20 protein-coding genes are annotated in these 25336 nt (G+C 38.9%); 11 read left to right on the top strand and 9 right to left on the bottom strand.

What is annotated here, in order from left to right; genetic code table 11:
* The first annotated feature begins 51 nt into the window (after positions 1-51).
* The 3 genes from K9B36_RS12745 to K9B36_RS12735 all read left to right on the top strand — a co-directional run bounded on the left by K9B36_RS12745 (position 52) and on the right by K9B36_RS12735 (position 4993).
* Positions 52-1524: a glycoside hydrolase family 32 protein gene (locus K9B36_RS12745; RefSeq protein WP_223702538.1), complete on the top strand. Its 1473-nt coding sequence runs from the start codon at positions 52-54 to the stop codon at positions 1522-1524.
* Positions 1525-1743: 219 nt separating this feature from the next.
* Complete coding sequence (locus K9B36_RS12740; protein ID WP_223702537.1) at positions 1744-2706, top strand: carbohydrate kinase family protein; 963 nt, start codon at positions 1744-1746, stop codon at positions 2704-2706.
* A gap of 34 nt (positions 2707-2740) precedes the next feature.
* Positions 2741-4993, top strand: a complete 2253-nt coding sequence (locus K9B36_RS12735; RefSeq protein WP_223702535.1) for a GH32 C-terminal domain-containing protein — start codon at positions 2741-2743, stop codon at positions 4991-4993.
* 211 nt (positions 4994-5204) lie between these two features.
* On the opposite strand, the gene K9B36_RS12730 is transcribed toward K9B36_RS12735, so the two are convergent.
* The 3 genes from K9B36_RS12730 to K9B36_RS12720 all read right to left on the bottom strand — a co-directional run bounded on the left by K9B36_RS12730 (position 5205) and on the right by K9B36_RS12720 (position 7614).
* Entirely contained in the window at positions 5205-6011 is an 807-nt protein-coding gene (locus K9B36_RS12730; protein WP_223702533.1) for a VLRF1 family aeRF1-type release factor, read from the bottom strand.
* 127 nt (positions 6012-6138) lie between these two features.
* Positions 6139-6966 (bottom strand): undecaprenyl-diphosphate phosphatase, encoded by an 828-nt coding sequence (locus K9B36_RS12725; RefSeq protein WP_223702665.1) that lies wholly within the window; start codon positions 6964-6966, stop codon positions 6139-6141.
* A gap of 42 nt (positions 6967-7008) precedes the next feature.
* Positions 7009-7614 (bottom strand): DedA family protein, encoded by a 606-nt coding sequence (locus K9B36_RS12720; RefSeq protein ID WP_223702531.1) that lies wholly within the window; start codon positions 7612-7614, stop codon positions 7009-7011.
* Positions 7615-7973: 359 nt separating this feature from the next.
* Between K9B36_RS12720 and K9B36_RS12715 the strand changes: the two genes are divergently transcribed.
* From K9B36_RS12715 to K9B36_RS12700, 4 genes are all read left to right on the top strand, one after another.
* Positions 7974-9809 (top strand): extracellular catalytic domain type 1 short-chain-length polyhydroxyalkanoate depolymerase, encoded by a 1836-nt coding sequence (locus K9B36_RS12715; protein WP_223702530.1) that lies wholly within the window; start codon positions 7974-7976, stop codon positions 9807-9809.
* A 495-nt stretch (positions 9810-10304) separates the two neighbouring features.
* Positions 10305-10880 carry a general stress protein gene (locus K9B36_RS12710; protein ID WP_223702529.1) on the top strand — a complete coding sequence of 192 codons (576 nt, stop codon included), beginning with the start codon at positions 10305-10307 and terminating at the stop codon, positions 10878-10880.
* Positions 10881-11139: 259 nt separating this feature from the next.
* A complete protein-coding gene (locus tag K9B36_RS12705) occupies positions 11140-11970 on the top strand; it encodes an STAS domain-containing protein (protein ID WP_223702528.1) in 831 nt (276 codons plus the stop codon).
* Between the two features lie 197 nt (positions 11971-12167).
* Entirely contained in the window at positions 12168-13229 is a 1062-nt protein-coding gene (locus tag K9B36_RS12700; protein WP_223702527.1) for a M42 family metallopeptidase, read from the top strand.
* A 136-nt stretch (positions 13230-13365) separates the two neighbouring features.
* Here the strand turns inward: K9B36_RS12700 and K9B36_RS12695 are convergent, their stop codons facing one another.
* Positions 13366-14226 carry an STAS domain-containing protein gene (locus K9B36_RS12695; RefSeq protein ID WP_223702526.1) on the bottom strand — a complete coding sequence of 287 codons (861 nt, stop codon included), beginning with the start codon at positions 14224-14226 and terminating at the stop codon, positions 13366-13368.
* A gap of 209 nt (positions 14227-14435) precedes the next feature.
* Positions 14436-15134: a metallophosphoesterase family protein gene (locus tag K9B36_RS12690; RefSeq protein ID WP_223702525.1), complete on the bottom strand. Its 699-nt coding sequence runs from the start codon at positions 15132-15134 to the stop codon at positions 14436-14438.
* A 320-nt stretch (positions 15135-15454) separates the two neighbouring features.
* Between K9B36_RS12690 and K9B36_RS12685 the strand changes: the two genes are divergently transcribed.
* The 4 genes from K9B36_RS12685 to K9B36_RS12670 all read left to right on the top strand — a co-directional run bounded on the left by K9B36_RS12685 (position 15455) and on the right by K9B36_RS12670 (position 21225).
* Positions 15455-16489 (top strand): fatty acid desaturase, encoded by a 1035-nt coding sequence (locus K9B36_RS12685; RefSeq protein WP_223702524.1) that lies wholly within the window; start codon positions 15455-15457, stop codon positions 16487-16489.
* Between the two features lie 244 nt (positions 16490-16733).
* Positions 16734-17249: a response regulator gene (locus K9B36_RS12680; protein ID WP_223702523.1), complete on the top strand. Its 516-nt coding sequence runs from the start codon at positions 16734-16736 to the stop codon at positions 17247-17249.
* Positions 17250-17473: 224 nt separating this feature from the next.
* Positions 17474-18553: a GGDEF domain-containing protein gene (locus K9B36_RS12675; protein WP_223702522.1), complete on the top strand. Its 1080-nt coding sequence runs from the start codon at positions 17474-17476 to the stop codon at positions 18551-18553.
* A gap of 395 nt (positions 18554-18948) precedes the next feature.
* Positions 18949-21225: an EAL domain-containing protein gene (locus K9B36_RS12670; protein WP_223702521.1), complete on the top strand. Its 2277-nt coding sequence runs from the start codon at positions 18949-18951 to the stop codon at positions 21223-21225.
* A gap of 108 nt (positions 21226-21333) precedes the next feature.
* Here K9B36_RS12670 and K9B36_RS12665 read toward each other — a convergent pair whose 3' ends face one another.
* The 4 genes from K9B36_RS12665 to K9B36_RS12650 all read right to left on the bottom strand — a co-directional run bounded on the left by K9B36_RS12665 (position 21334) and on the right by K9B36_RS12650 (position 25280).
* Entirely contained in the window at positions 21334-21765 is a 432-nt protein-coding gene (locus tag K9B36_RS12665; protein WP_223702520.1) for a VOC family protein, read from the bottom strand.
* A 144-nt stretch (positions 21766-21909) separates the two neighbouring features.
* A complete protein-coding gene (locus tag K9B36_RS12660; RefSeq protein WP_223702519.1) occupies positions 21910-22626 on the bottom strand; it encodes a 3-ketoacyl-ACP reductase in 717 nt (238 codons plus the stop codon).
* Positions 22627-22795: 169 nt separating this feature from the next.
* A complete protein-coding gene (locus K9B36_RS12655; protein WP_223702518.1) occupies positions 22796-23776 on the bottom strand; it encodes an ABC transporter permease in 981 nt (326 codons plus the stop codon).
* A gap of 1 nt (position 23777) precedes the next feature.
* Positions 23778-25280: a sugar ABC transporter ATP-binding protein gene (locus K9B36_RS12650; protein ID WP_223702517.1), complete on the bottom strand. Its 1503-nt coding sequence runs from the start codon at positions 25278-25280 to the stop codon at positions 23778-23780.
* Positions 25281-25336 lie beyond the last annotated feature (56 nt).

Raw genomic sequence — 25336 nt, 5'->3', positions numbered from 1 at the left:
TCAATCTTTGGCCAAACAACTAATTAGACTAATTTAAAGGAGAGAGTGTTTATGACAGTTCACTATAAAGAAAAACATCGCAATCAATTTCATTTCTCACCTAAAGAAAAATGGATGAATGACCCAAATGGAATGGTCTACTTTAATGAAGAGTATCACCTTTTCTACCAATATCATCCTCATAGCACTACATGGGGGCCAATGCATTGGGGACATGCGGTTAGTAAAGATTTAATACATTGGGAAGAGCTTCCAATAGCGCTATTTCCTGATGAGCACGGTGCCATTTTTTCCGGTAGTGCTGTTGTAGATTGGAATAATACATCTGGACTATTTAAGAAAGGTCCAGGACTGGTAGCGATCTTCACACATGCGGATACCTATCCTGACTCAGACCGACCACGCCAAAGACAAAGTCTGGCGTATAGCCAAGACAACGGTAGAACATGGATAACTTATGAGGGAAACCCGGTGTTATCTGATGTTAATATTACAGACTACCGTGATCCAAAAGTATTTTGGCATCATGAAACAAACAGGTGGGTGATGGTACTCGCTACTGGCCAAACAGTAACGATCTATACTTCACCAAATTTAATAAATTGGGAGTTTGCTAGTGAGTTTGGAACGAAAGACGGATCGCATGATGGGGTTTGGGAATGCCCGGATCTATTCCAATTGCCTGTTGATGGAGATAAAGAAAACAAAAAATGGGTAATGCTCGTTAGTATTGGCGATAACCCAGAGTTTAAAGAGGGTTCAAGAACGCAGTATTTTGTAGGGGATTTTGATGGTACTACATTTGTGAATAATTACTCTGAAGAAACAGTACTTTGGTTAGACCATGGCAGGGATAATTATGCAGGTGTGAGTTGGTCTGATATTCCCACTGAAGATGATAGACGTATCTATATTGGTTGGATGAGCAATTGGCGCTACGCGAACCAAGTTCCAACCGAAGAATGGCGCAGTGCCATGACATTACCAAGAGAATTATCTTTAAACTCAACAGATGTTGGAATTAGAATTATACAAAGGCCAGTAGCTGAAGTTAACTCTATTCGTGGAGGAACAAAAGAGTACAAAGGGGTTATCGTTGAAGAAAATAATTCTCTTTCTTATAACATCGGAACATTAGCAGAGGTAGTGGTAGAGTTTGAAAAGCAGAAAGCTTCTTCCTTTGGTCTATCTATTCATAACACATCTGAAGAAAAAACGACGATAAGTTACGATTCTAAGAGAGAAATGTTACTAGTAGATCGAACGAATGGTGGAGATAATAGTTTTTCGGATTCATTCGCCACTGTTCAAGAAGCTCCTTTGAAATTAAATAATGGCAAGGTTATTCTTCAAATCTTTGTTGATACTTCCTCCATCGAAGTCTTTGCAAATGATGGGGAGGTTGCGGTAACGAGTCTAGTTTTCCCAAGTGAGGTATACAAGACTATAAGTTTCTTTTCACAAGAGGGTTCAACTAACATACGTCAATTAAAGCTCAACGAACTCCACTCAATCTGGGAGTAGTGAAGATTATAAATAGAGAAAAGCTCTAATCGAATTATCTGGTTAGAGCTTTTCAATTATCTAGCCGTTTAAGAAAGCAAAAATTTTAAGTTTGGTTAGTGTTTAGCACGAGCAGGTACCCCTCGAGCTTCCAAACACCTTTGAGAGCACCGCTTTCTGCTTGCAGGGGATGAACAGGCCACTATCACTAGCACTTATATTATGAGAGGTGGGTCTTATATGAGCAAGAATGCAAGTGTCATATGCATCGGAGAATTGTTAATAGATTTTTTCTGTACAGACATCGATATTACTTTAATAGAAGGTAAAAAATTCGAAAAGCAAGCAGGAGGTGCTCCAGCAAATGTATGCGCAGCGATAGTGAAGTTAGGAGGCAGTGCCTTATTTAGCGGAAAGGTGGGGGACGACCCTTTTGGACACTTCCTGAAAAATACATTAGATGAGATTCAGGTGGATACATCGATGTTGTTGTTAGACAAGGACAACCCGACTACTCTGGCATTTGTATCCTTAAAGAAAAATGGAGAAAGAGATTTTGTGTTTAATCGTGGTGCAGATGCCTACTTAATGGAGGAGGAGCTTGATAAGGATAAACTGAAGGAAGCTGGAATACTCCATTTTGGTTCAGCAACAGCCCTTTTAAAGGACCCGTTTCAGACGACCTATTTAAATACAATAATAGCAGCGAGTAAAGAAGGAAAGTTTATTTCATTTGATCCTAACTATCGGTTAGACCTTTGGAAAGGTAGAGAAAGTCAGTTCGTGTACTTAGTCAAACAGGGAATCGCCTTAGCAGATTTTGTAAAAGTAAGTGACGAAGAATTAAAAATTATTACCGGAACGGACGATTTAACTAAAGGTGTTCAAGACTTACATAAACTTGGTGCCAAAATAATAGCTGTGACACTTGGAAAAGAAGGAACCTTTCTCTCAAATGGGATAAATCAAGAAATTATTTCTAGCATTCCAGTTGAGTCCATTGACTCTACTGGCGCTGGTGATGCTTTTGTGGGGGCTGCCTTATTCCGGTTTGCTAAGGAAGATGACCCTAAAGAAATTTCAGAAGATTTCCAGCTATTGAAGGAAATAATCTCCTTCAGCAATAAAGTAGGAGGATTGGTTTGTACAAAAATTGGAGCTATCTCTGCCATTCCAAGTATAGAAGAAGTTTTAAAGAGTTAGATATAAATATTTTTGAGAGGGTGGTACAGCTCTTATGAATAAAAGCATTAAAACTGATCTTATAGCAAGGTGGTGCTTTGAAGAACAAGATGGAACCAAGACGCTAGACGAAGTGACCAATATCCACGACAAAGTTCAATATATATTTGAAAAAGCACTTTTTCAACCAGATAGACAAATTAAACGAAGAAAAGGAATCTCTGGAAATGCTCTATGGTTTGATGGGTTCTCCGTCTATATACAGCGTGATGGTAGAAAATTCACTTATGATAAAGGTGCATTGACATTTTCATTGTGGATAGCGCCTCATGCCTTTGGTGGGATAGAAGACGAACGATTAACTGCTCTTATTAACCAGCATCATTTAGTGGAAGAGAAAGGATTTATCTTAGGTTTTCATAAGCATGGTCAACTCTCATTCCAGCTAGGCTTAACAAGTGGCTGGGAAGAAGTGTGGGGAGAAAATCATTTTCTTCCAAAGGATGTTTGGTCCCATGTAGTAGCAACCTTTGATAGTCATGAAGGTTTCATGAAATTATATTTGAATGGAGACCTGATCGGTTCAAAAAAGACGCAAGGAGGAAAAATTGTTCCTGCTGAAGTAGATCTAATCGTTGGAAAAAATAACAATCCTTTTGTCGTAGCGGATACATTTTCACTTAATACTTTTATGGGTTTGATGGATAAAGTCGAGATTTATAGAAGGGCATTAGGTGAAGACGAAATCTTGAAGCAGTACCATTCTTATTTAGAACCTGTGAACGGGAGAATTCCTCATTCTATTAGTTATGAAACAATTAGTATTGACCGGGCAGATTTTACTGCTGATAGACATCGCCCACAGTACCATGCTACTGCTCCAGGACATTGGATGAATGAACCGCATGCACCACTCTATTTCAAAGGGAAATACCATCTATTTTATCAGCATAACCCTCAAGGTCCGTATTGGGGTAATATTCATTGGGGACATTGGGTTAGTGAAGATTTAATTCATTGGAAGGACCAGCCAGTAGCTTTAGCGCCTGATCAAGAAGAAGTAGATCCAGATGGTACATGGTCAGGTTGTGCTCATTATGATGAAAATGGCTTACCAGTGTTATTCTTTACTGCCGGTAATCACCGATATCTCCCTAACCAGATGATAGGGCTTGCTAGAAGTACGTTCGAAAAAGATGGTGATTTAAATTTAGCCAAATGGGAAAAGCACCAAGATCCAGTAATCTTTCAACCTGAAGGGTATCAATTAGATGATGATGGCTTTAGAGACCCTTTTGTATGGAAAGAAGAGGATACTTGGTTTCAAATAGTTGGTTCTGGAATTAATGGAAAAGGTGGTACGGCTCTATTATTCGAGTCCACCAATATTATTGATTGGCATTTTAAAGGTTGCTTATATGTTAGTGATGTCAAGAAGTACCCATATCTAGGAAGGGTTTGGGAGCTCCCTATTATGCTGCCGCTCGGTAAAAATAGAAAAGGGGAAGAAAAACACATATTTATTATTAGCCCTGTTGGTGAGGGGGCTGATGTAGAAGTGTTCTACTGGGTTGGTACATGGGATAAAATGGATGGGAAGTTCACGCCAGATCAAGAGGATCCACAGCTTTTTGATCTCGGAGATTTTCATTTTACAGGACCAAGCGCCATGGTCGATCCAGTGACAAAGAAATTAATCCTTTTTACTATTGCCCAAGGGGAGAGACCTGTTGAATATGAATATGCTAGCGGTTGGGCTCATAACGCCGGAATGCCGGTGGAGATTTATTTAGGCACGGACGACCGGATGAGAATAAAACCTGTAGACCAAGTAAAAGAGCTTCGTAATGAAAAACTTATAGACATAAAAAATAAAACAATAGCAGAAGTTAATGAACAGTTAGAACAGATACAAGGTGACATGTTAGAAATAAAACTTAAATTTAAGAATGCTTATGAAGGCAGGTACGGCTTATTTTTAAGGCAAGCGATGAATAGAAGTGAAGAAACGTTATTTTATTATGATCACTCTCAAGATAGTTTCTTTGTTGATAGAAATAAAACATCTTTGGATAAGAAGGAAAGAACCAAAGGAATACAAGGTGGAGAAGTAAATTTGGAGAATGAACCTTTAGAGGTGAGGTTCCTTTTAGATAAATCTTTGGTCGAGGTATATGTAAATGAGATTAAAAGTTTAACCACCCGAGTATACCCTGCATGCGAAGAGTCTAAAGGAATAACATTATTCGGAGCAGAACATCTGATAATAGAGTCTATGGAAATCTGGTCTATGAACGGGATTAATTAATTGAGAGTTTGAATGAAGTAAGAGCTGTTTAATAAGGTCTCAAAAGGACAAAAAGAGGCTGGGACAAAAGTGGTTTAGCCTAAGGAAAACCCGATCCAATTTGAGTTTCAAGATCAAATTGGTCGGGTTATTTAATATTTTCAGATATACGTTTTAGTTTTTAGGTTACTCAAGCGGTTGATTGGAGTGCAAGACGTAGTGCTCTTTGAAGTTAAGCCAATAACTTCTCCAAAACAGTATTCTCATTTTCGTTTAAAAGGTTCTTTTGGATGATAGCATCCACTTTTTTATTCATGTATCCTTCTAGCAGTTCTGCTTCTTCTTTATCTCCAACTAATATTATTTTCTCCCAACGTTTATCGGCTGCTTTTTTATCAAGCTTGCTTCCAAGGCTTTTCACCCATCTTTTTTGATTCGCTTTGATGCGATCTTCATAATGGTCCACCTGGCTAGCGGTTTTAATGGCTCCGCTTCCCATACTTGAACTGTCGTGAGAGGGACCTTGATGCATTCTCCAGTCATCAATGGCCAAATCAAATTCCATTGATTCGCTTTCTTCAATCTGAGCGAAAATGGATGTAAGAATTTTGATTTCATTTTGTTGCATGAGAACAAATCCAGTTAAAGGATAAGCTTGATGCATTTTTTGAAGCTCATCGAGTACAGGCTGCTCCTCCCAATAAAAGTTCGTTGGTACAGAAACCTGTAATTCAAACGTCTCCCATAGTCCGCTATCAGCAGATGCAAATATGATTAGACCTCTTGGCATTTTACGTTCCATGCTTTCTACATACTTTTCCACATCTTCACGAATGGCACGTAATCTTTTTAACTCGTCCTTGCTACTAGCTTCTATATATTCCTCTAATCGATTAAATCCATTCTTTAGTGCAATCTTCCATTCGCCACCTTGCTGATCAGGATGACTGCGATCGGTATGCAAATATAAGCTTAACACTTTGTCCGGTTTTGTGAATTTCATATTCGAGAGTTTTTCCATTGTCTTTTTATAGGTCACAAAATCCCCTCCATTAAACTTGATGTTTAATAGTCTTTATCACGAAAGGGGATGAGCTAAACATCTATTTGGCAGGTGAAGGTTAGCAAATAACCGGTTAAAGGCTGGAATGAGTGAATTGAGTGCTCTATAGGAATACCAGATAAATAATAATAGCCAGTACGATTCGATAGATTGCAAACGGAATAAGCTTAATCTTACTAATAAGTGCGAGAAAAAAGCGGATTGATATTAACGCGAAAATAAAAGCACTAATAAATCCTGCGATAAAAAAGGGTAATAAATCGACACTAAAATATATCCAATTTTTATAGAGTGATAGAAAGCTTGCACCTAACATAATAGGCACAGCCATGATGAATGTGAAATCGGCTGCTGCCCGGTGATTCATTCCTAAAATCACTCCACCTGAGATGGTTGATCCTGAACGGGAAAATCCAGGCCATAAAGCAAAACACTGAAATAGCCCGATAAAGAATGCTTGTTTATTGGTAATTTGGTCAACTGTTTCTGTTTTTGATCCTTTTCTAGAAACCAAGTCTGCTATGATCATCAAAAAGGCACCGGCAATCAAGCCAAAGACGACCGTATGAATAGAAAATAGATATTCGTCAATGTAATCTTCAAATGCCAAACCAAGTATAATAGCTGGTAAAAGGCCAATTACAATCTGTTTACGCTGTAAGCGGGGTTTTGACTTGTTTTCCTTAGGTTCTTTGGAGAGCCCAAGCAAGTTTTTAAAACGTTCTTTAAAGAGGATAACAACAGCCAGAATGGAACCTAATTGAATGACCACTTTAAAAGTATTGGCCACTTCTTGGGAAAATAACTCGTTAGATTTAAGTAATAAATCATCAACAATAATCATATGCCCAGTTGATGAAACTGGGGCGAATTCCGTTAAACCTTCCACTATTCCCAATATGATTGCTACAATTAATTCCCACAATTGAATGATATCTCCTTTGATAAAACTGAATTTTTAACAACCATCACACTACTTTCGCTTTCTACGGATGAGGAGGTAAATAAAAAGAATACCAATCACTCCTACTGCTGAATAAACGATAGTCGAGTAGATTTCCATAAAGGTAAGGATGTCCTTCCAAGATTCACCTAGAACAACGCCAATCATTACAAGCAAAGTATTCCAAATGACCGTTCCGATAGTGGTGAATACCAGAAAAAGTCCCAATTTCATATTAGACATCCCAGCTGGAATACTAATAAGACTTCGAATTAATGGAATCATGCGACCAAATAAAACGGTCCAATAGCCATACTTATCAAACCAGGCATCTGCTTTATAAATATGGTGTCTTTTGACACGTAGAATATATCCCCATCTGTCCACAAATCGGGCTAACCTGTCCGCATCGAGAACCCGTCCTATCCCATAAAGGATGACTGCACCAAAAACAGATCCCAGTGAGGCTGCTAGTATAATTCCCGGAATTGTCAGCTCTGTGTAGGTTGTCATAAACCCGCCCAAGGGAAGTATCATTTCTGAAGGGATGGGTGGAAAAACATTTTCCAGTGTCATCACAAGAAATATCCCTATGTATCCAAACTGCTCCATAACTTCCTTTATCCAGCTTTCCATGTCATTCCTCCACTAATTAAGCTTTATGTTCAAACGTGTTTTTACTTAAAAAATTAATCTTTAACAACAAAAAAACCCTTACCATAACAGTAAAGGTTTCAATAAAAAAGGCCTCTACAAAATTCTAGTAAAGGTCTTGCTAACAACGTGATCGGTTGCCTACAAAGCCGGGAGAACTTGCTCCGAAATGACGACTATGATGTAAAAGCTACTCCCCTTTAGGAGATTTTATTAAGTTTGTAATTTTATATTAGTTAAGACATCAAGAAATGTCAATTTTTATTTTTGGCTCTGCCTGTAACTCCAATGTAACCATTGCAACTTATTATTATAGTAGTTTGTGGGAAGGGGTTGGAGCTATGTTCAGAGTGAAAAGTATCATGTTAATGTGTTTGTCCGTTATCTTGATGTTTTCGTTAAGTGTTATGCCGTCTTCTTCAATAGCCGCCGGTCAGTTTATATCAGGTGCTTATGGAGGTAAAGCTTACAAATTGTATGTGCCTGATGGATACAATGGCAGTGCATCCTATCCATTGTACGTTATGCTCCATGGTTGTACTCAAGATGCGAATCAGTTTGCAACAGGTACCCAGATGAATACATTAGCGGACGAGAAGGGATTTTTGGTGCTATATCCTGAGCAAAGTTCTGCAGCAAACTCAAGCAAGTGCTGGAATTGGTTTGAAACAAGTCACCAGTCCAGAGGAAGCGGTGAACCAAATGTCATTGCGGGAATGGTGCAATCAATTAAAAATAATTACTCTATAGAACATGATCAAGTATATGTAGCAGGCTTATCAGCGGGAGCAGCAATGAGTGTAATAATGGGAGCGACCTACCCGGATGTCTTTTCTGGAGTTGGAGTCGGTGCAGGACTGGAGTATAAAGCAGCAACAAGTACGATTAATGCTTTCACTGCAATGTCTAGCGGTGGACCGAATCCTGTTCAACAAGGTAGATTGGCTTTTCAGGCCATGGGAAGCCGTGCGAAATTAATGCCAGTAATAGTTTTTCATGGAACTTCTGACTACACGGTAAACAGTATTAACGGCGAGCAGGTGATAAGTCAATGGGCTGTTACGAATGATCTTGTAGCAAATGGTTCTGAAGATGGTTGGATTGATGCTAATCCGGAAAGTAGTGGGAATTTCCAGGTCCCTTCAGGCAAAAGCTATGCAGTTAATGACTATAAAGGTCAGGATGGAAAAGTATGGATGAAACGAGTGTTTGTGAATGGAATGGGCCATGCTTGGTCAGGTGGCAGTTCGCAAGGCAGTTACACAGATCCACAAGGTCCGAATGCTAACCGAATGATGTGGGAGTTTTTCGATTCATTTGTAGATGGTAACGAAGAACCACCTGAACCGCCAGTAACAGCTGCTACTCCAGCGGGCGGAATCTATAGCAGTGCGCTTCAAGTAGAACTAGTTTCAGATGGTCCGGACACAACCTACTTCACGCTCGATGGATCAACGCCTACGACAATGTCCGCTATCTATACTACACCTATCCTAATAACTGAAACTACCACTCTGAAATTTTTCAGCGAGGATGAGGAAGGTAATACCGAACAAATTAAAGTGGAAGAATATATCATCCAGTCTGGCGAGCCGAACCCGGACCCGGAGCCAAATCCAGACCCGGAGCCAAATCCAGACCCAGACCCTGAAGATCCAAACGATACCTCGATTTTGTTTTCTATAGGAACTGAAGATGGATTTGTTGGAAAGTTTTTTGCAGATGGAAAGGGTAATGGAGATATTAAAATAGGAGACAAGGGAATGTACAACACAGACACCTACCGGGGAATTTTGTCTTTTGATACTAGTAGTGTAGGTGGATCAGCCATTATATCAGCGAAACTACGGTTATATAAAAAGTCAACCCAAGGATCTGTTTCCTCATTACAATTGGATATAAAGAAAGGTGTATATGGAAGTTCTGCTCAGATTGAACAAGGGGACTACTCGAGCCTATCCAATCAAACCAATTTCGTTCAGTTCAGTCCACCTGCTAATGAATATGTCGAAATCGAACTTCCAGCAAACTCATTGGTGGATATAAATAAAAATGGAAAAACACAATTTCGTTTAAAGGCCATTACAACTGCAGGTTTCAGCTCAAATATAATAGAGTTTCATGGAGGAGAACATGGGGAATTCGCTCCTCAATTAATTCTTGTTACAGAAGAATAGAATTAAATAGTAATAGAGAGGGGCCTAATTCAAACAGGCCTCTTTTACTTTTTTTGTAACTCTTTTGAGAAGTGTTTAAAGATTTCACTACATAAGCAAGCTTGAAAATTCCCAATTATATAAAGTGCTCTCCCTTATAGTTTGGAATGGCAGGAGCTCGAATCCAGCGTCGTCCGGCCGCGGTAGACGGGAGATTCCACAGGCGCAGCCGAGGATGGGCTAAGACCGACAATGGATAAGCGATCACCTGAAACGGAAAGCGAAGCCATTTGCGGAAAGGAACAGCGGCGTATAGCCCAAACCTAAGATTAGGTACTTTATCAGTGGCCTTCGGAAAGTAACAGGGAGTTGTATAAGTAACCTACCTATTTCATATATCGCTGATAACTTTAAGTGTAGCAACGGCCTGCTTCAGCGTTTTGGTCCTACAAGATGTTTACCATCATGAAATCAGGGAATTAGTTTACTGTAAACAGAATCTTAGGAGGGAAGTTTATGAAAAAATCAATTATCGGTGGGGTATTTAAAGATCAACAAGAAGCGATACGTGCAATAGAAGCCTTGTATGATATGGGCTATACAAAGGATGACATCTCGATTTTTGCAAAAGATAGTGATGATGTCAAAAGCATTGAAAAAGGTACAAACAGTGATGTGACAGAAAAGAGCAGTGGACGAGGTAAGAATGCTGGAAAAGGCTTTGGTATCGGAGCCGGAACAGGCGGTGTCCTAGGTGGTATTGCAGGTATCATTGCAGAAATTGGGTTACTTGCGATTCCTGGTATCGGTGTTCTAGCGGCAGCAGGACCATTGGCAACGGCATTAAGCGGTGCAGCTATTGGTGCTGGTGGTGGTGGACTCGTCGGTGCGCTAACAGGTGCAGGTATACCGGAAGAACATGCTAAGGAATATGAAGGCCATCTAAACAAAGGTCATATTGTTGTCCTAGTCGAAGCTGATGAACAACGCGAAGATCGTGTTTACAGTCATTTCACTGACAACAACTCACTAAATACTCATACGTACCCTGAAACGGGACGAGTTAATAACACAACACGCAACAATTTATAATAGTAAAATAGTAAAAGGGGCCAGGCCCTCAGCGCTTCAAAGCACTGAGGGCCTGGCCTCTATTTGATATGGGGAGAAATTATAAAATATTGCACTTTGCAGATGAGTCCTAGACGGATGATAGATGAAGATACACAAAGGATATTTCGTAAATTAATTAAAGGAGAATCACAAATCGTAAAGAATAAGTTATAATATCTATACATATCACTATCTTACTCATTTAGAAGCAAATAATTCAGCGAGGGGAGTACCTATAATGCCAGTGAAATTTAGTAATTTTAATTCCGAAATCACGGAATTTATCACCGAAAACAGAGATGATTTTGAAGGGAAACTATTAGCGGAGGCAGTTAATGTAGCATCCAAGATTAATGAAATTTTAATGACTGGAAATATTGATCTTCTGAAAAATGCTGCAACATTGGTGGAATATGTGGTGGAGCAAAAGGAAGAAGAGCTTATCAATTTCGCCAGAATAGAAGGGGTGGCCTGGGCGCAGCATTCCTTGACATTATCTTTTAAACTAGAATGGGTGCAGGCCATACGAAGAACTCTATGGCATTTTTTACAAAAATTTGACCAATCTAACGGCAATATCATTTCAGGGAATGAATTTTATGAACTGGAAAAAATGATAAATGATAATCTGGATTATTTTTTAAATAATTTTTTCTTAAGCTATTCTGACTTCAAAGACGAGTTACTGAACACGCAGCGAAAAATGGTGGAGCATTTATCGGTCCCAATTATTCCAGTCAGTCCAGCTGTTGCGGTATTACCGCTTATTGGTATAATCGATAATTATCGTATGCAAACCCTTGAGGAGAAGGTGTTAACGGACATCTCTACATTAAAGCTTCAAACATTGATTATGGATCTTTCCGGATTAACTACCATGGAGGAAGATGTCATCGTTCATTTCGAGAATGTATTAAGTGGTGTTTCCATGATGGGTTGTAAAGTAGTGATTACAGGACTACGAGCGGAACTGGTGAAAAATATGATTCGCTTGGGTGTATCCTTTGATCGCAATGTTGAAACACACGGCACTCTACAACAAACCTTGCAAAAATATACGGCATTGTAGATAGCATAGTTAAAAGAGACACCATAAAAACGTATCCACTCGATACCGTTTTATGGTGTCTCTTTTTAGATGCCTTCCTTATTTTACACATCTTCATTAGTCTCATTCAACTCATTACCGCTTTAAAGTATAGAGGGACAGGTCGTTCAAATTATAGTATGATTAGGATACACTTACATACATAGGGGGAATTGGATGTGGAAAAGCTTTTAAAAGAATTAACGGCGATACATGGTCCTTGTGGTTTTGAGGAAGATGTGGCAAAGTACATAGCGAAAAGACTGAAAAGTGTAGCAGATTCGGTGGAAGTAGATGGAGCAGGTAACTTGATTGTGAGTAAAAAGGGATATAAAGAGGGTCCTAGAGTGATAGTGGCAGCACATATGGATGAAGTGGGATTTATTGTCAAAAAGATCGAAGAAAATGGCCTATTACGATTTGAAAAGCTTGGTGGACATGATGACCGTATCTTACTCTCCCAACGTGTACAGTTGAATACGAGTAAAGGATTGCGTTCTGGTTTAATTGGGACAATCTCGGCCCATATGGCTAAATATGACGATCCAAAGAAAGTCCGTACCCACAAACAGCTCTATATTGATGTGGGCGCTAAATCAAAGCAAGAGGTTAGAGATTTAGGAATCAATATAGGAGATTCAATCACATGGTATCCCCATTATGACCACTTAACGGAAGACAGAGTTATGGGGAAAGCCTTTGATGATCGCGCAGGCTGTGCAGTTTTAATTAAAACGCTCGAGGAATTGGATGCAGCAGACTTTTCCGGCGAATTGGTAGGGGTGTTCACCGTGCAAGAGGAAGTCGGCTTGCGAGGTGCCAGAGTAGCCGGTCAACAGTATAATGCTGATGTGGCGATTGCAATAGATACCACAGCTGTCAGTGATACACCAGAAGAAATGATGGACAAGACTCTTGAGCTAGGGAATGGTACCGGAATAAAAGTGATAGATTTTAGTTTAATAGCAAACAAGAAGGTACGTGAGCATTTAGTAGAACTAGCAGAGGTCAATAATATCGCTTATCAACTAGAGGTTTTCCCAGGGATTGGAACCGATGCTGGAGAACTAAGTCTCTCCAACCAAGGGATCCCAACAGGGGTGTTATCCATTCCGTCAAGATATGCCCATTCATCTGTTGAGGTGATTGACTTAAAAGATCTTGAGGCAACAAAAGAATTGCTCAAGCTGTTTGTGAAACAGATGCGAGTAATGGAGGAATATAAATTCTGTCTAGACTAAGATAGTGCACTTTTTCTTATAAATGTTATGATTCTTACTAATGTAATTAGACCGAAGCAACAAAGTATGTGAAAACAGACAATAGAAAAGGCCGGTCACTCTTTGTTGTAACGCGGGGTGGACGGCCTCTTTTCATTTATAAAGTTTGTACTACTTTAAAGTTTAAATGTTTTAATGCTTTTTGCAATGAGGAATAGGTAGGTATATCTTTAATTTCTATTCCAAGGTTAACAGTGGTCTGAGCCACATCTGGTCGAATGCCTGTGAGAACGCTTTTTACCCCGAGAAGCTTTAATGTGGCTACAAGCTGAAAAATTTCATTTGCAACCATGGTGTCCACAATTGGTACTCCTGACAGATCAATTACTAGATACTCGACTTGCTTTTCCTGACATTGATGAATGGTAGATTCAAGAATACACTTGGACCGATGAGTATCAATTAAACCGATTAAGGGAAGCACACTTATTTCCTTTGTTAGGCTGATAACAGGGGAGCTCAACTCATTGATAACTTCCTGTTGAGCAGTCAGGGTAGTTTGAAAAGAATCTCTATAAGTCTTGATAAACTCTTCTATCACTGTGTCGAAAGCATAATGAAACATATTGGACCAAGTTAAAATATCCTCTGATGTGATAGCTAGTGATGTGTGTTTAGGAAACTCATTAATTTTATTCCAATATATTTGTCTGAAATGCTTAAACTGAGAGATCACATCACTAATGGAGGTATGATTCTCTACTCTATCTTGTGCTACCTCACGTGCCCACTGTTGAATAGGGCCATAAATTGCATCGGTATCATTTGTGTTGAAAATAGATGCAATAGTAGAGATGAATTTTTTATTTTGTGCTCTTAATCTTTTTTCAACTGACTCTGAAACATTCGAGGAATAAATGGTGCCTTGTGGTGCTTGTTTTGTTTTAATCCATGTATCAGTTAGTTGTGTAGAATTAGAAATAATAAAATTATATAGCTCTTGGTTTTTATTATTCATGGTTCTCTCCTAAAAAATAGAATTTTTTGGATATCGCTATTCCGTAAAGGTCGTTGTTTAAAGCTGGTGAAAAATAGGAGTACGGCTATCTTAAGCTAGAGTATTAGAAAATAAAACTTAATAAAAGAATACTATAGTAGATGAAATTATGTAACTAGTAGACAAAGCTGTCTGTAGGCAGACTATTTAAAAAAGGAGACGGTACTTCGCTAGATATGGTATACCAAGGATTCTCTAACATCTAAGCAATAAAGTCGCCCTCCATAAACACAACCGCCATCAATTCCGATAATATTGTTTTTGCCGAAAAACACTTCGCCGCTTTTATGTAAATTCTTCGTTGGTGTATGTCCAAATATAACTGTTTTCTCCCCACTGTAGCCTAAATGAAATTCATCTCGTATCCATACTAAAATGTGAGGATCAGTGGATTTTAGAGGTGTTTGGGGATGGACTCCTGCGTGAACAAAGATGTGGCTGTCTGTTTCATAAAAATAAGGTAGTTCTTTGAGGAAGTCGATGTGCTTGCGAATTTCTGTATTCATTTCAAGTGGTTCTGGAAACTCCTCTGAGGTATACCAATACTTGGCGTCATCCTTTTCGATTTCATAACCATAATTACGAAGGGTTTGAATTCCACCGTTATAAAACCACCTTTTTAATGCCATTGGTTCTCCTTCAAATGCCTCAATCATCATTTTATCGTGATTCCCCATCAAGGCAATGGCACCCTCTTCTTTCAAACTTATTACTTTTTCAATCACCGCGCGTGACTCTGGTCCTCGATCCACATAATCACCCAGTAAAATTAGCTGGTCTTTCTCATTATTATAGCCCACATGTTGTAGAAGCTTTTCAAACGTTGCAATATCCCCATGAATATCACTGATTGCTAGCAAACGTTTCAATGGTTTCACGTCCTGTCTTTGACCACAATGGTTTTATTAAATTTTAGCATAATTTTCTTGAAAAGTGGTATTTACAGATTAGAACTGAAAAAGAAAAGGTAAGAATATTTAAAAGAAAAAACTGGCAAATTAGATAGGAGGTTAAAGCGAAAAGTGAGTGTTTAAAGGGTTTATAAGCGGATACATCTTTTGAAAAAGCATGTTTAACTGCTTGTACATGACATTTGTCATACTTGGAATATGACACCTGCTACTAACAAAATTCATTTAAGCCTCTATAATAGGAATTACAACATAAAGAAGAAGGGAAATTAAACAATATGACCTTACAAAATAGTATGAAGAACTTAAAAAAGCAAATTGCTCCATTTGAACAATCACAAACAACGAAAAGCGTTTGGCAGATAATCAACACATTAGGACCATTTATCATTCTTTGGATCCTTGCTTATGTTAGTCTTTCCGTTTCTTACTGGTTAGCCTTGATTCCAATTGTTCTTGCAGCTGGTTTCTTGACTAGAATCTTCATTATTTTTCATGATTGCACACATCATTCCTTCTTTAAGAACCGCCGTCTTAATCGAGCAGTCGGAACAGCGATGGGAGTATTAACATTATTTCCGTTTGACCAATGGGGATATGAGCATTCTGTTCATCATGCGACAAGTGGAAACCTGGACAAGCGTGGGACAGGTGATATTTGGACACTTACCGTGGATGAATATGCAGCTGCACCTTGGAAAACGAGGATCGCATATCGTATTTACCGTAATCCATTTGTAATGTTTGGAATTGGTCCAATCTATGTCTTCCTTTTGAAAAATCGTTTCAACCGTAAAGGTGCGCGAAAGAAAGAACGTAATAACCTTTATTTAACTAATATAATCATTGTTGCATTAGTAGCTTTACTTTGTTGGGCGATTGGCTGGCAAGCATTTCTTTTAGTGCAAGGTTCTATTTTCATGATTTCCGGATCTATTGGAATTTGGTTGTTTTATGTCCAACATACCTTTGAGGATTCTTACTTTGTTGCAGATAAAGAATGGGAATATGTGCTTGCTGCAGTAGAGGGCAGCTCATTCTACAAGCTTCCGAAGCTTCTGCAATTCCTAACAGGTAATATCGGCTACCATCATGTACATCACCTAAGTCCAAGAGTACCTAACTATAAATTGGAAGAGGCACATAAGAATACGCCTCCTTTGGAGAAAGTACCGACGATTTCTCTCGCAACGAGTATTCGTTCAATTAGATTTCGTTTGTGGGATGAAGAAAGCAAAAACTTTGTTAGCTTCAGAGAAGCAAGAAAACTTGTGAAACACAACATGTCTTCACAAATGAAACCTGAACTTTAAGAATGATTTACAAGACTCCTCTGCTAAAAAGGGGAGTCTTTAAATAAGGTTTTTTTAAAAGGTTTTTACTTTAGCCCGCAAATATTTACAACTGGCATTTTTTCTGTCAAATTCACTCAAGATAGTGGGGAATTTTTGCTCGAATGAAGAGGAAAAGAGCACGAGCGCGACGAATGTTACATCTTGTAACAATTTTCGCAATAACCAAAAAGTATCAGGGGCACCAACTTTGGAGGGAACGTATATGATTCGAATAGTGATTGCAGAGGATCAGGAATTGCTGTTAGGAGCAATGGGTTCCCTGTTAGATTTGGAAGAGGATATGGAAGTAATTGGACTTGCGGCTAATGGGAAAGAGGCACTTACATTAGTCAATAAGTTAAATCCTGATGTTTGTCTTATGGATATTGAAATGCCTGAGATGACTGGGATTGAAGCGGCAGAGGCTTTACAGGAAAGTGAATGCAAAGTGATGATCTTAACAACTTTTGCCAGACAAGGATATTTTCAACGCGCCATAGAAGCTGGGGTTAGTGGTTATCTGTTGAAGGATAATCCAAGCGAAGAATTGGCAGGTTCGATTCGCAGTATTATGGAGGGGAAACAAGTGTTTTCTCCTGAACTAATGGACGACATATCCGTGCAACCTTTAAGTGAAGATGAGGTTTTAAGCGATTCCTTAAAACAGCAAGGTACCCTTGGAAGTGTTAAGAAGTATTTTTCAACGATTATCGATAATATGAAGTTGCCTGCCGGCTAAAGTGCAGAGCATAAACTCTTTTTCCTTAATGAGAAAGAGTTTTTATTTTGTTAAAAATTTATTTTAAAATCATCTTTCTATATTCTTACAAGAAATGTATGATAAGATAGGTGAATTTATATACTCGTTACTTCATTTATTTAAGGCTGTTTTCGCATACATAAATGCTTTTGCGTATGTTGGATATAACCCGTAACCATGACTTTTGAGGTGGAATTTTACACATGTTTTTGTCCGATTTGTTTATTAATTTATGTATTTTACTATCCCTGATCTTTATTTACTTACAGGTTAAATGGAACACAAGGATAGAAAGATGGGATCCTAGGAAAATAGGGTGGATTGATGGTATTGCTGGGGGGGTATTCGGAAATGTGCTTATGTACTTTTCCATTCAAATTACAGATGTAACAATAGTTGATCTTCGCTATATACCAGTTATGCTACTCATGCTGTTCATCGGTATCTATCCGGCATTAATCAGTACAATATTAATCATTGCGGGCAGGTTCTTATTCGGATGGAACTTTTCCTCCATTGCCGCTCTTATATTAATGATCATCTTGTTTATCGGCTTCCTCTTTATTGTGAAAAAAATGAAACATCATAGCATACAGAAAAAAGCATGGATGATGATAGGCTTCACTCATATCGTTTTCAGCATCATTATCTCAATCGTCATTGGGGTTTGGGAGATATTAATTGTTCTAATCCCTGTGTATTGGATCACCTCTGCAATGGGGGGGCTTTGCTCTGTCTATATTGTTCAATATTTAAGTAAATCACACAATCTATTAAAAGAATATGAAATACAATCCTCTACCGATTTCCTAACAGGATTAAACAATGTTCGTCAATTTGATGAGACGTGGAACGAGCTCATCTTACGGGCAAAGGACAAAGGAGAGCGGCTATCCTTGCTGCTCATTGATATTGATTTTTTTAAAAAGGTTAATGATACATATGGTCACCAGACTGGAGATGTCATTCTGCAAGAGCTTGGGAATGTTTTGCGAGATTCCACTAGGTCCTTTGATATAATATCAAGAAATGGAGGCGAGGAATTTTCCGTCATTCTACCTGATTGCCCTAATTACCAAGCAATCGAGGTAGCTGAAAAGATTCGTCTTGCTGTGGAGAAACATCCTTTTGCCATTTCGTTAAAAGAACATATTAACATTACTGTCTCCATCGGAGTAGCCACTTACCCGGAAACAATCTTAAATTCCGATCTGATGATAAAAAATGCAGATGTGTGCTTGTATAAGGCGAAAAGCTTAGGAAGAAACCGCGTTTGTTGCTAGTGTAGGAGAGGAAGGCTCTGTTTTTTCTAATATCTTTAGGTAAGATTGTTGCTTTTGTAAAAGTTGGTTCAACCTATTTCAAATTGTTGCTATCGAGCGAAAAGTTCTTTCCTATTAAAATCTTCAGTTAGTTTCAACAATATCCCACCGAATATAAACGAGAATGATCTTCTAAATAGGAGATCTTTTTTTATCGGAAAGCTCATAAAAAATGTTTATAAAATTTTAATGGATAAATACCCAAAACATATGTAGTTTTTTGTCGATATAATTATAAAGAGTTAATAACAAGGTATGATAGAACACATTTGGAATCATAAATAAGTACTAAAAATCAATAAAAGCGGGACAAGGGACCAGTCCCCAAAACCCGCTTGAAAGGTGAGGGGATTTTCATGTTCGGCCGTTTACCACTTTATATCCTTGCCTTAATCATTATTGTATTTTTCGCATGGAATATTGCCTTTGGAAATAAGGAAAGCGTTAGAACTTTGGGGCTCTCTGTGTTACAAGGTGCGGGAGCATTATTTAGTTTCATTATGCTTGTTAAAGCCTATTTTAGTGCTTTAGCTAAGCAAAAACCGTTTTGGTTAATGTTATGTGTAGGTATGTTTTTATACATTATAGCTAATGTATACTGGATTATTGTGCAACTAAACGAAAAGACCGTGGGGTATCCCGAAACCTCCTTTTTTATATGGATACTTTCCTATATAGTCTTTTTGGTTGCACTGGTTTATAAAATAAGAAAGACAAGGACAAATATCTCAACAGGCTCTTATCTATTTAATTTATTTGTTTTTATGACTACTGCTGCGGCATTTACCGCCTACTATCTAATTCATCCGATCATTACACTTTCGGATTCAATAATTGTGACAGCGACCACTGCAGCATACCCGATAACATCGCTTGGAATATTGTTTGTCACGACAACTCTTTACCATATTAGTCAATCAAGTCCCGACAAAAATATAATGCAATTTATTATCTTCGGATTTTTTATTCAAGTAGCAGCTGATTTTGGGTACTCTTATTTAGTGGTAGCGGGGAATTATACCTCAGGAAACATAGTGGATCTATTATGGATACTTTCCATCCTATTAATAGGGTTCGCAGGATTATATGCAAAGGGGAATGAAGAGGACAGGCAAGTTGTAGCAAAAAATCCTGAACGAAAAGAAATAATCTTTCCTTATGTTAGTGTTATTATCCTCTTAGTTCTTGTCCTTAATAGCTACCAATGGAATTTTAATGCCCTTAGTTTTGGCTTGCTTATCACTTTTTTCATGATATTAGGTCGTCAGTTCCTAATTATCCACAGAAATGAAAAGCTTGTGAGTGAATTTAAATTTTTAGCCTATCATGATCCGCTCACTAAATTGCATAATCGAGTGAGTTTTAAAAAAGTGATAGATAACCTGCTAGAGAAATCTAAGGCTGATAGAAGGATAGCGCTATTATTAATAGACTTAGATCGATTTAAAGTGGTCAATGACACGTTAGGTCATTACATGGGGGACATTATCTTAGTTAAAACATCAGAGAGGTTGAAGGAAACGTTGGAAGGGGATGCTCAGCTATTCAGGATTGGTGGGGATGAGTTTGTCATTGTTCTTCAAGCAGCAACAGAAGAAAAATGCTCATTACTGGCAGATGCCTTATTAAAAAAGTTTACTAGCCCTTTCCTAATAGACGACCACGAAATTATTATTACACCTAGTATTGGGATAAGTATTTACCCTGAAAATGGGGAAAGCAGCGAGGACCTACTCAAACATGCGGATGCAGCAATGTACCTTGCAAAGGAAAACGGAAAAAATAATTATCGGTTCTATAATACTGAATTAAATAATAGTATGGCACGAAAAATGAACATAGAGAATGGTCTTAGAAAAGCGATTGAACATCAGGAGTTCATTATTCATTACCAGCCGAAAATAGAGTTACAGACACAGAAAATAGTAGGGATGGAAGCTTTATTGCGTTGGGAACACCCGGAACTGGGCATTATTTCTCCAGCAGAATTTATTCCAATAGCAGAAGAAACAGGTCAAATTGTTCTAATAGGGGAATGGGTTTTAAAAACAGCCTGTAAACAAAATAAAGCATGGCAAGAGGCCGGATTTCCTTCCTTATGTGTTTCAGTAAATGTGTCTGTTCGTCAATTTCAGCATAATGATTTCCTTTGTACGGTAAACAAAGTGTTACAAGAAACCAAGCTTTGTCCTTCATACCTCGAATTGGAAATCACAGAAAGCATCGTCAGAAATGTAAAGGACACGACAGAAGTTTTGAACTCCCTAAGAAACCTTGGGGTAAAAACCTCTATCGATGACTTTGGAACAGGTTATTCATCCTTACACATTCTGCAAAAATTACCGATTGACACAATAAAAATTGATAAGACATTTATCGATGAAATCGGAAAATCAAATCAACAATCGATGGTGAAAGCCATTATTGATCTAGGACTAAATCTCAACCTAACAGTTGTAGCCGAAGGAATTGAACATGACTACCAATTAAAAGCATTACTAGATAACAAATGCAATATCGGCCAAGGCTACCTTTTTTCAAAAGCCCTCCCTCCAAAGGAGTTCGAGCGGGTTTTGGGGACAGGTTCCTTGTCCCAAACAAAGCTTGAAATAGTGCAAGAAAACAACAATTAGGAAGCCTCCATTCAAAAAGGTGCCTGCCCACAGAGAGTCAGGTACCTTTTTTGTACGGCTTCTTCCAACACCACCCATAAGACTGTGTAAGAAGACTAGAGTCCCGCCCTACTTTATAACTAGCATATCATTCTCATCAAACTCCCAGGTTTCGCCGTATGCGACCTCCCAATAAAAGCCATCAGGATCTGTAAAGTATCCACTATAGCCACCCCAAAAAACACGCTGAGGTTTTTTCACAATCTTTCCACCTGCTTGTTCCACTTTCTCCATAATTCGATCTACTTCATCCGCTGATTTAGCGTTATACGCTTGTGTAAATCCGGGAAAACCACTTCCAACGGGAGGTTCCTGTTCATTAATATCCTTAGAAAGTTCTTCTAAAGGATATAAGGCTAATTTGCTGCCACCGTTATTAAAGAACACAATCGCTGGAGCTTCTTCCTTTACTATAGTGCTGAACCCTAAACCATCTCGATAAAACTTTAACGAAGTCTCCATGTCTCGAACACCTAAAGTAATAAGATTTATTCTATTCATCTCTCGTTCACCCTCTGTTAACAGATTTGGTCTAACCTATATTAATTCAATTCGAGAAAAAAAAGAAAAATCCTGTTGGGACAAGGGACCTGTCCCCAAAAACCAAAAAAGTCGTCAACCTATTGTTGACGACTCATGTTTGTCTTAAGGATTAGTTGAAAATAATCCGGCTGATTTGACGAAAACTCTTGGGTGAAGCTTTAATCCAGCTACAAGGATTTCTGCCAAGTCTTCTGGATGCATCACATTTTCAGCTTCTCCCTTAACGAGATTTGCTTCACGCGCCAGATCTGTAACAACGGTACTCGGATTAAGAGCGGTAACGCGTATATTATGCTTTCTTACTTCTAGCATTAGTGATTCAGTAAGACCTTCCACCGCAAATTTAGAGGCGCTGTATGCACTTGTTACTGGTGCGCCTTTTAAGCCAGCAGTAGAAGAGATGTTAACAATATCACCAGCTTTTCTTTCGATCATTTCCGGTAAAACCGCTCGCGTCACATTGTAGACACCCATTAAGTTTACCCGGATGATGTTTTCCCACTCTTCAGGTGATAGCTCAAGAAAACCGCCAAACTTTGCAATTCCCGCATTGTTTACTAGTATATCGATTGGTCCTAGGTCTGCTTTAATATGTTCCACCGCATGCTGCACTGCTTCAAGATCTGCTACATCTGCAGTAGCCGCAGAAATTTGTACGTCATATTGCTCCAGTTCTGAGGTAACCTTCTCAAGATTAGCCATCGTTAACCCAATTAACCCGACATTAACGCCTTCTTTTGCTAACTCAATTGCAGTAGCGCGTCCTATTCCTCTTCCGGCTCCTGTGATGATCGCCGTTTTACCTTTAAGTGAAATCATGTTAACACTCCTTCGTCTTACTTAAAATTTGCCTACAGTTAATTTAAAGGAAACGCCACCGCTTTTCAAGTTATGCACATTATTATTGGAAAAAGAATATTTATACCCTTCGCAGGTTTCATTCCAGGGGGAAAGAGTGGGACAAGGGACCTGTCCCCAAAACCCACCACTATCTTAACTTATAATAAGTAATCCCAAGTGCTAATGCGAGTACACTTCCTTTGACGATATCCATGGCGTAGTAGGGGACCGACATCATGACAAGGCCGTTTTGGAGAATTCCGATGAGGACAGCTCCGATGAAAGTTCCAAAGGCATTTGGTTTGCCTGCTCCTAATACGGAAAACCCGATAAAGGCAGCCGCAACGGAATCCATCAAGTAGGGAGAGCCGGCATTGATTTCTGCTGTCATGATTCGAGAAGCCAGCACAATTCCACCAATTGAGGCAAAAACGGCTGACATCAGATAGGCGATCACTTTGTATCTATTAACAGGAATTCCTGAAAGCTTTGCTGCCTCTGCGTTACCGCCAATCACATACATATACCTGCCATGCTTGGTGTACGTTAAAAAGATATGAACAAAAGCGACCACACTTACCATAATCAGAATGATCCAAGGCACCTGTCCGATCTTACCAAAAAGCGGGCTGATAAGACCTTCAGCAAAGCTCCCATCAGGCATTACCATGTTTTGCGAAATAGCAGACCCCTTTGTGTAGGTCAGGGCTACTCCTTGAATGATAAACATCATGGCAAGTGTCAAAAGCATATCAGGGATTTTAACTTTCACAATAAGCAAGGAATTTAATAACCCTACAATCAAAGAGGCAGCGATTGCGGCCATTATTGCAATAAAGGTATTCTGTGAGAACCAGACGAACATGGAAATGACGATGGCATTGGAGAGAGAGGCAACAGAGCCTACCGACAGATCAAACCCATTTACTGCTAAGGAAACGGTGATACCGATCGCAATAATCGTAACGATCGATATAGAGCGCAGGATGCTAATAATATTGTTTCCTTGGATAAAGGATGGGTTGGATAATGAAAATACGATAATCAGTACAAATATTGTTAAGATCGTTCCATATTTATATAAAAAGTTGAACAAAGTGCTCGAGTTAACTGAGGTTGTACGCTCCATGCTACTTTCCTCCTGCTGAGTAATATAGGATTTCTTCTTCATTTGTTTGTGAGGTGGCAAGCTCACGGACAATTTGTCCGTCATACAATACATAGATGCGGTTTGTAATACCGATAATCTCTGAAGTTTCAGAGGTTGCGTAAAGGATAGTTTTACCCTGTTGTGCTAAACCGGAAATCAGGTTGAATATATCCTTTTTTGCCCCAACATCTACACCCTTTGTCGGCTCATCAAATAGATAAAGATCTGCATCGGTAATCAGCCACTTGCCAATCGCAATTTTTTGTTGATTTCCCCCTGATAGATTTTGTACATGTGTAGAGGTGGAGGGCGTTTTAATTCCAAGGCTATCTATAAGCTCAGCGGCTTGTTTTTTTTCCTTGTTGCTATCTAAAAAGCCAAAAAAGCTCGTAAATTTGTTCAAGCTAGAAGCGGTTAAATTCACGCTGACACTCTCTTTTAAAAAGACGCCTTCTTTTCTTCTTTCTTCCGGTATAAGCGCAATTCCACTTTTAACTGCAGCATAAGGACTGTTTGGGGTTACCTTTTTCCCATTTAAGAAAACCTCACCATCTGTAATATGCGAGAGTCCGAAAAGTGCTTTGCAGAGCTCCGTTTTACCTGCTCCCACCAGACCTGCAATTCCTACGATTTCTCCTGCTGCAGCCTGTAGGGATAATTTTTTAAGTTTAGTAGAGTCACAAAGATTGTTCACTTTTAATATATTTTGTCCGATGCTTTGTACGTTTTCTGGGAACTGCTCTTCTAGCTTCTTGCCAAGCATCTGTTCCACCACTTTATTTTGCGAGGTGGAGGAGGTTACTTTATGTGAGACAAACTGCCCGTTTCTTAACACAGTTATCTCATCACAAAGCTCAAAAATTTCCGGTAGTCGGTGAGAAATGAAGATAATGCCGACATTTTGCTTTTTCAGATCCTCTACAATTCGGAAGAGCTCTTTTGTCTCCTTCTGGCTTAAGGGTGCGGTGGGTTCATCAAGAACTAAGAAGGTGCAGTCTGTCGCCGCAATGGACTTTGCAATCAGCACCATCTGCTTTTCTGCAAGGGTCAGCTCACTTATCAGCTTTTTGGAAGAGAGCTTGATATTAAGCTTTGCTAAAACCAGGGAAGCTTCCTTATGAAGTGCTCTCCAATGGATAAAGTGATTGTTTGCCTTAATTGTGTTTCCGAGCATGATGTTTTCACCAACAGTTAAATAGGATATCAATGCCGTATCAACCTCTTGATAGACCGTTTGTATTCCGAAGCTTTGGGCATCTTTTGGCGTACGGATAGTTAAAATTCTTCCGTCAAGTTCGATCTTCCCACTATAATGACTATACGCACCGGATAACACCTTCATAAGTGTTGACTTTCCGGCTCCATTTGCACCAATTAAGGCATGCACTTTTCCTGTTTCAGCTGTAAAATTCACACCATCAAGTGCTTTTATACCTGGAAATATAATGGAGATATCTTTCATTGCAAGTACCTGAGCAGTCATCCACTTGTCCTCCCTTCAAAAAAGTAAACACTCTCTTCACAACGATAAGAGAGTGT

The sequence above is a fragment of the Sutcliffiella deserti genome, assembly GCF_020037475.1.
In the GTDB taxonomy this organism is placed as follows: domain Bacteria; phylum Bacillota; class Bacilli; order Bacillales; family Bacillaceae_I; genus Sutcliffiella_A; species Sutcliffiella_A deserti.
This window is presented reverse-complemented; position numbering and strand designations above follow the sequence as displayed.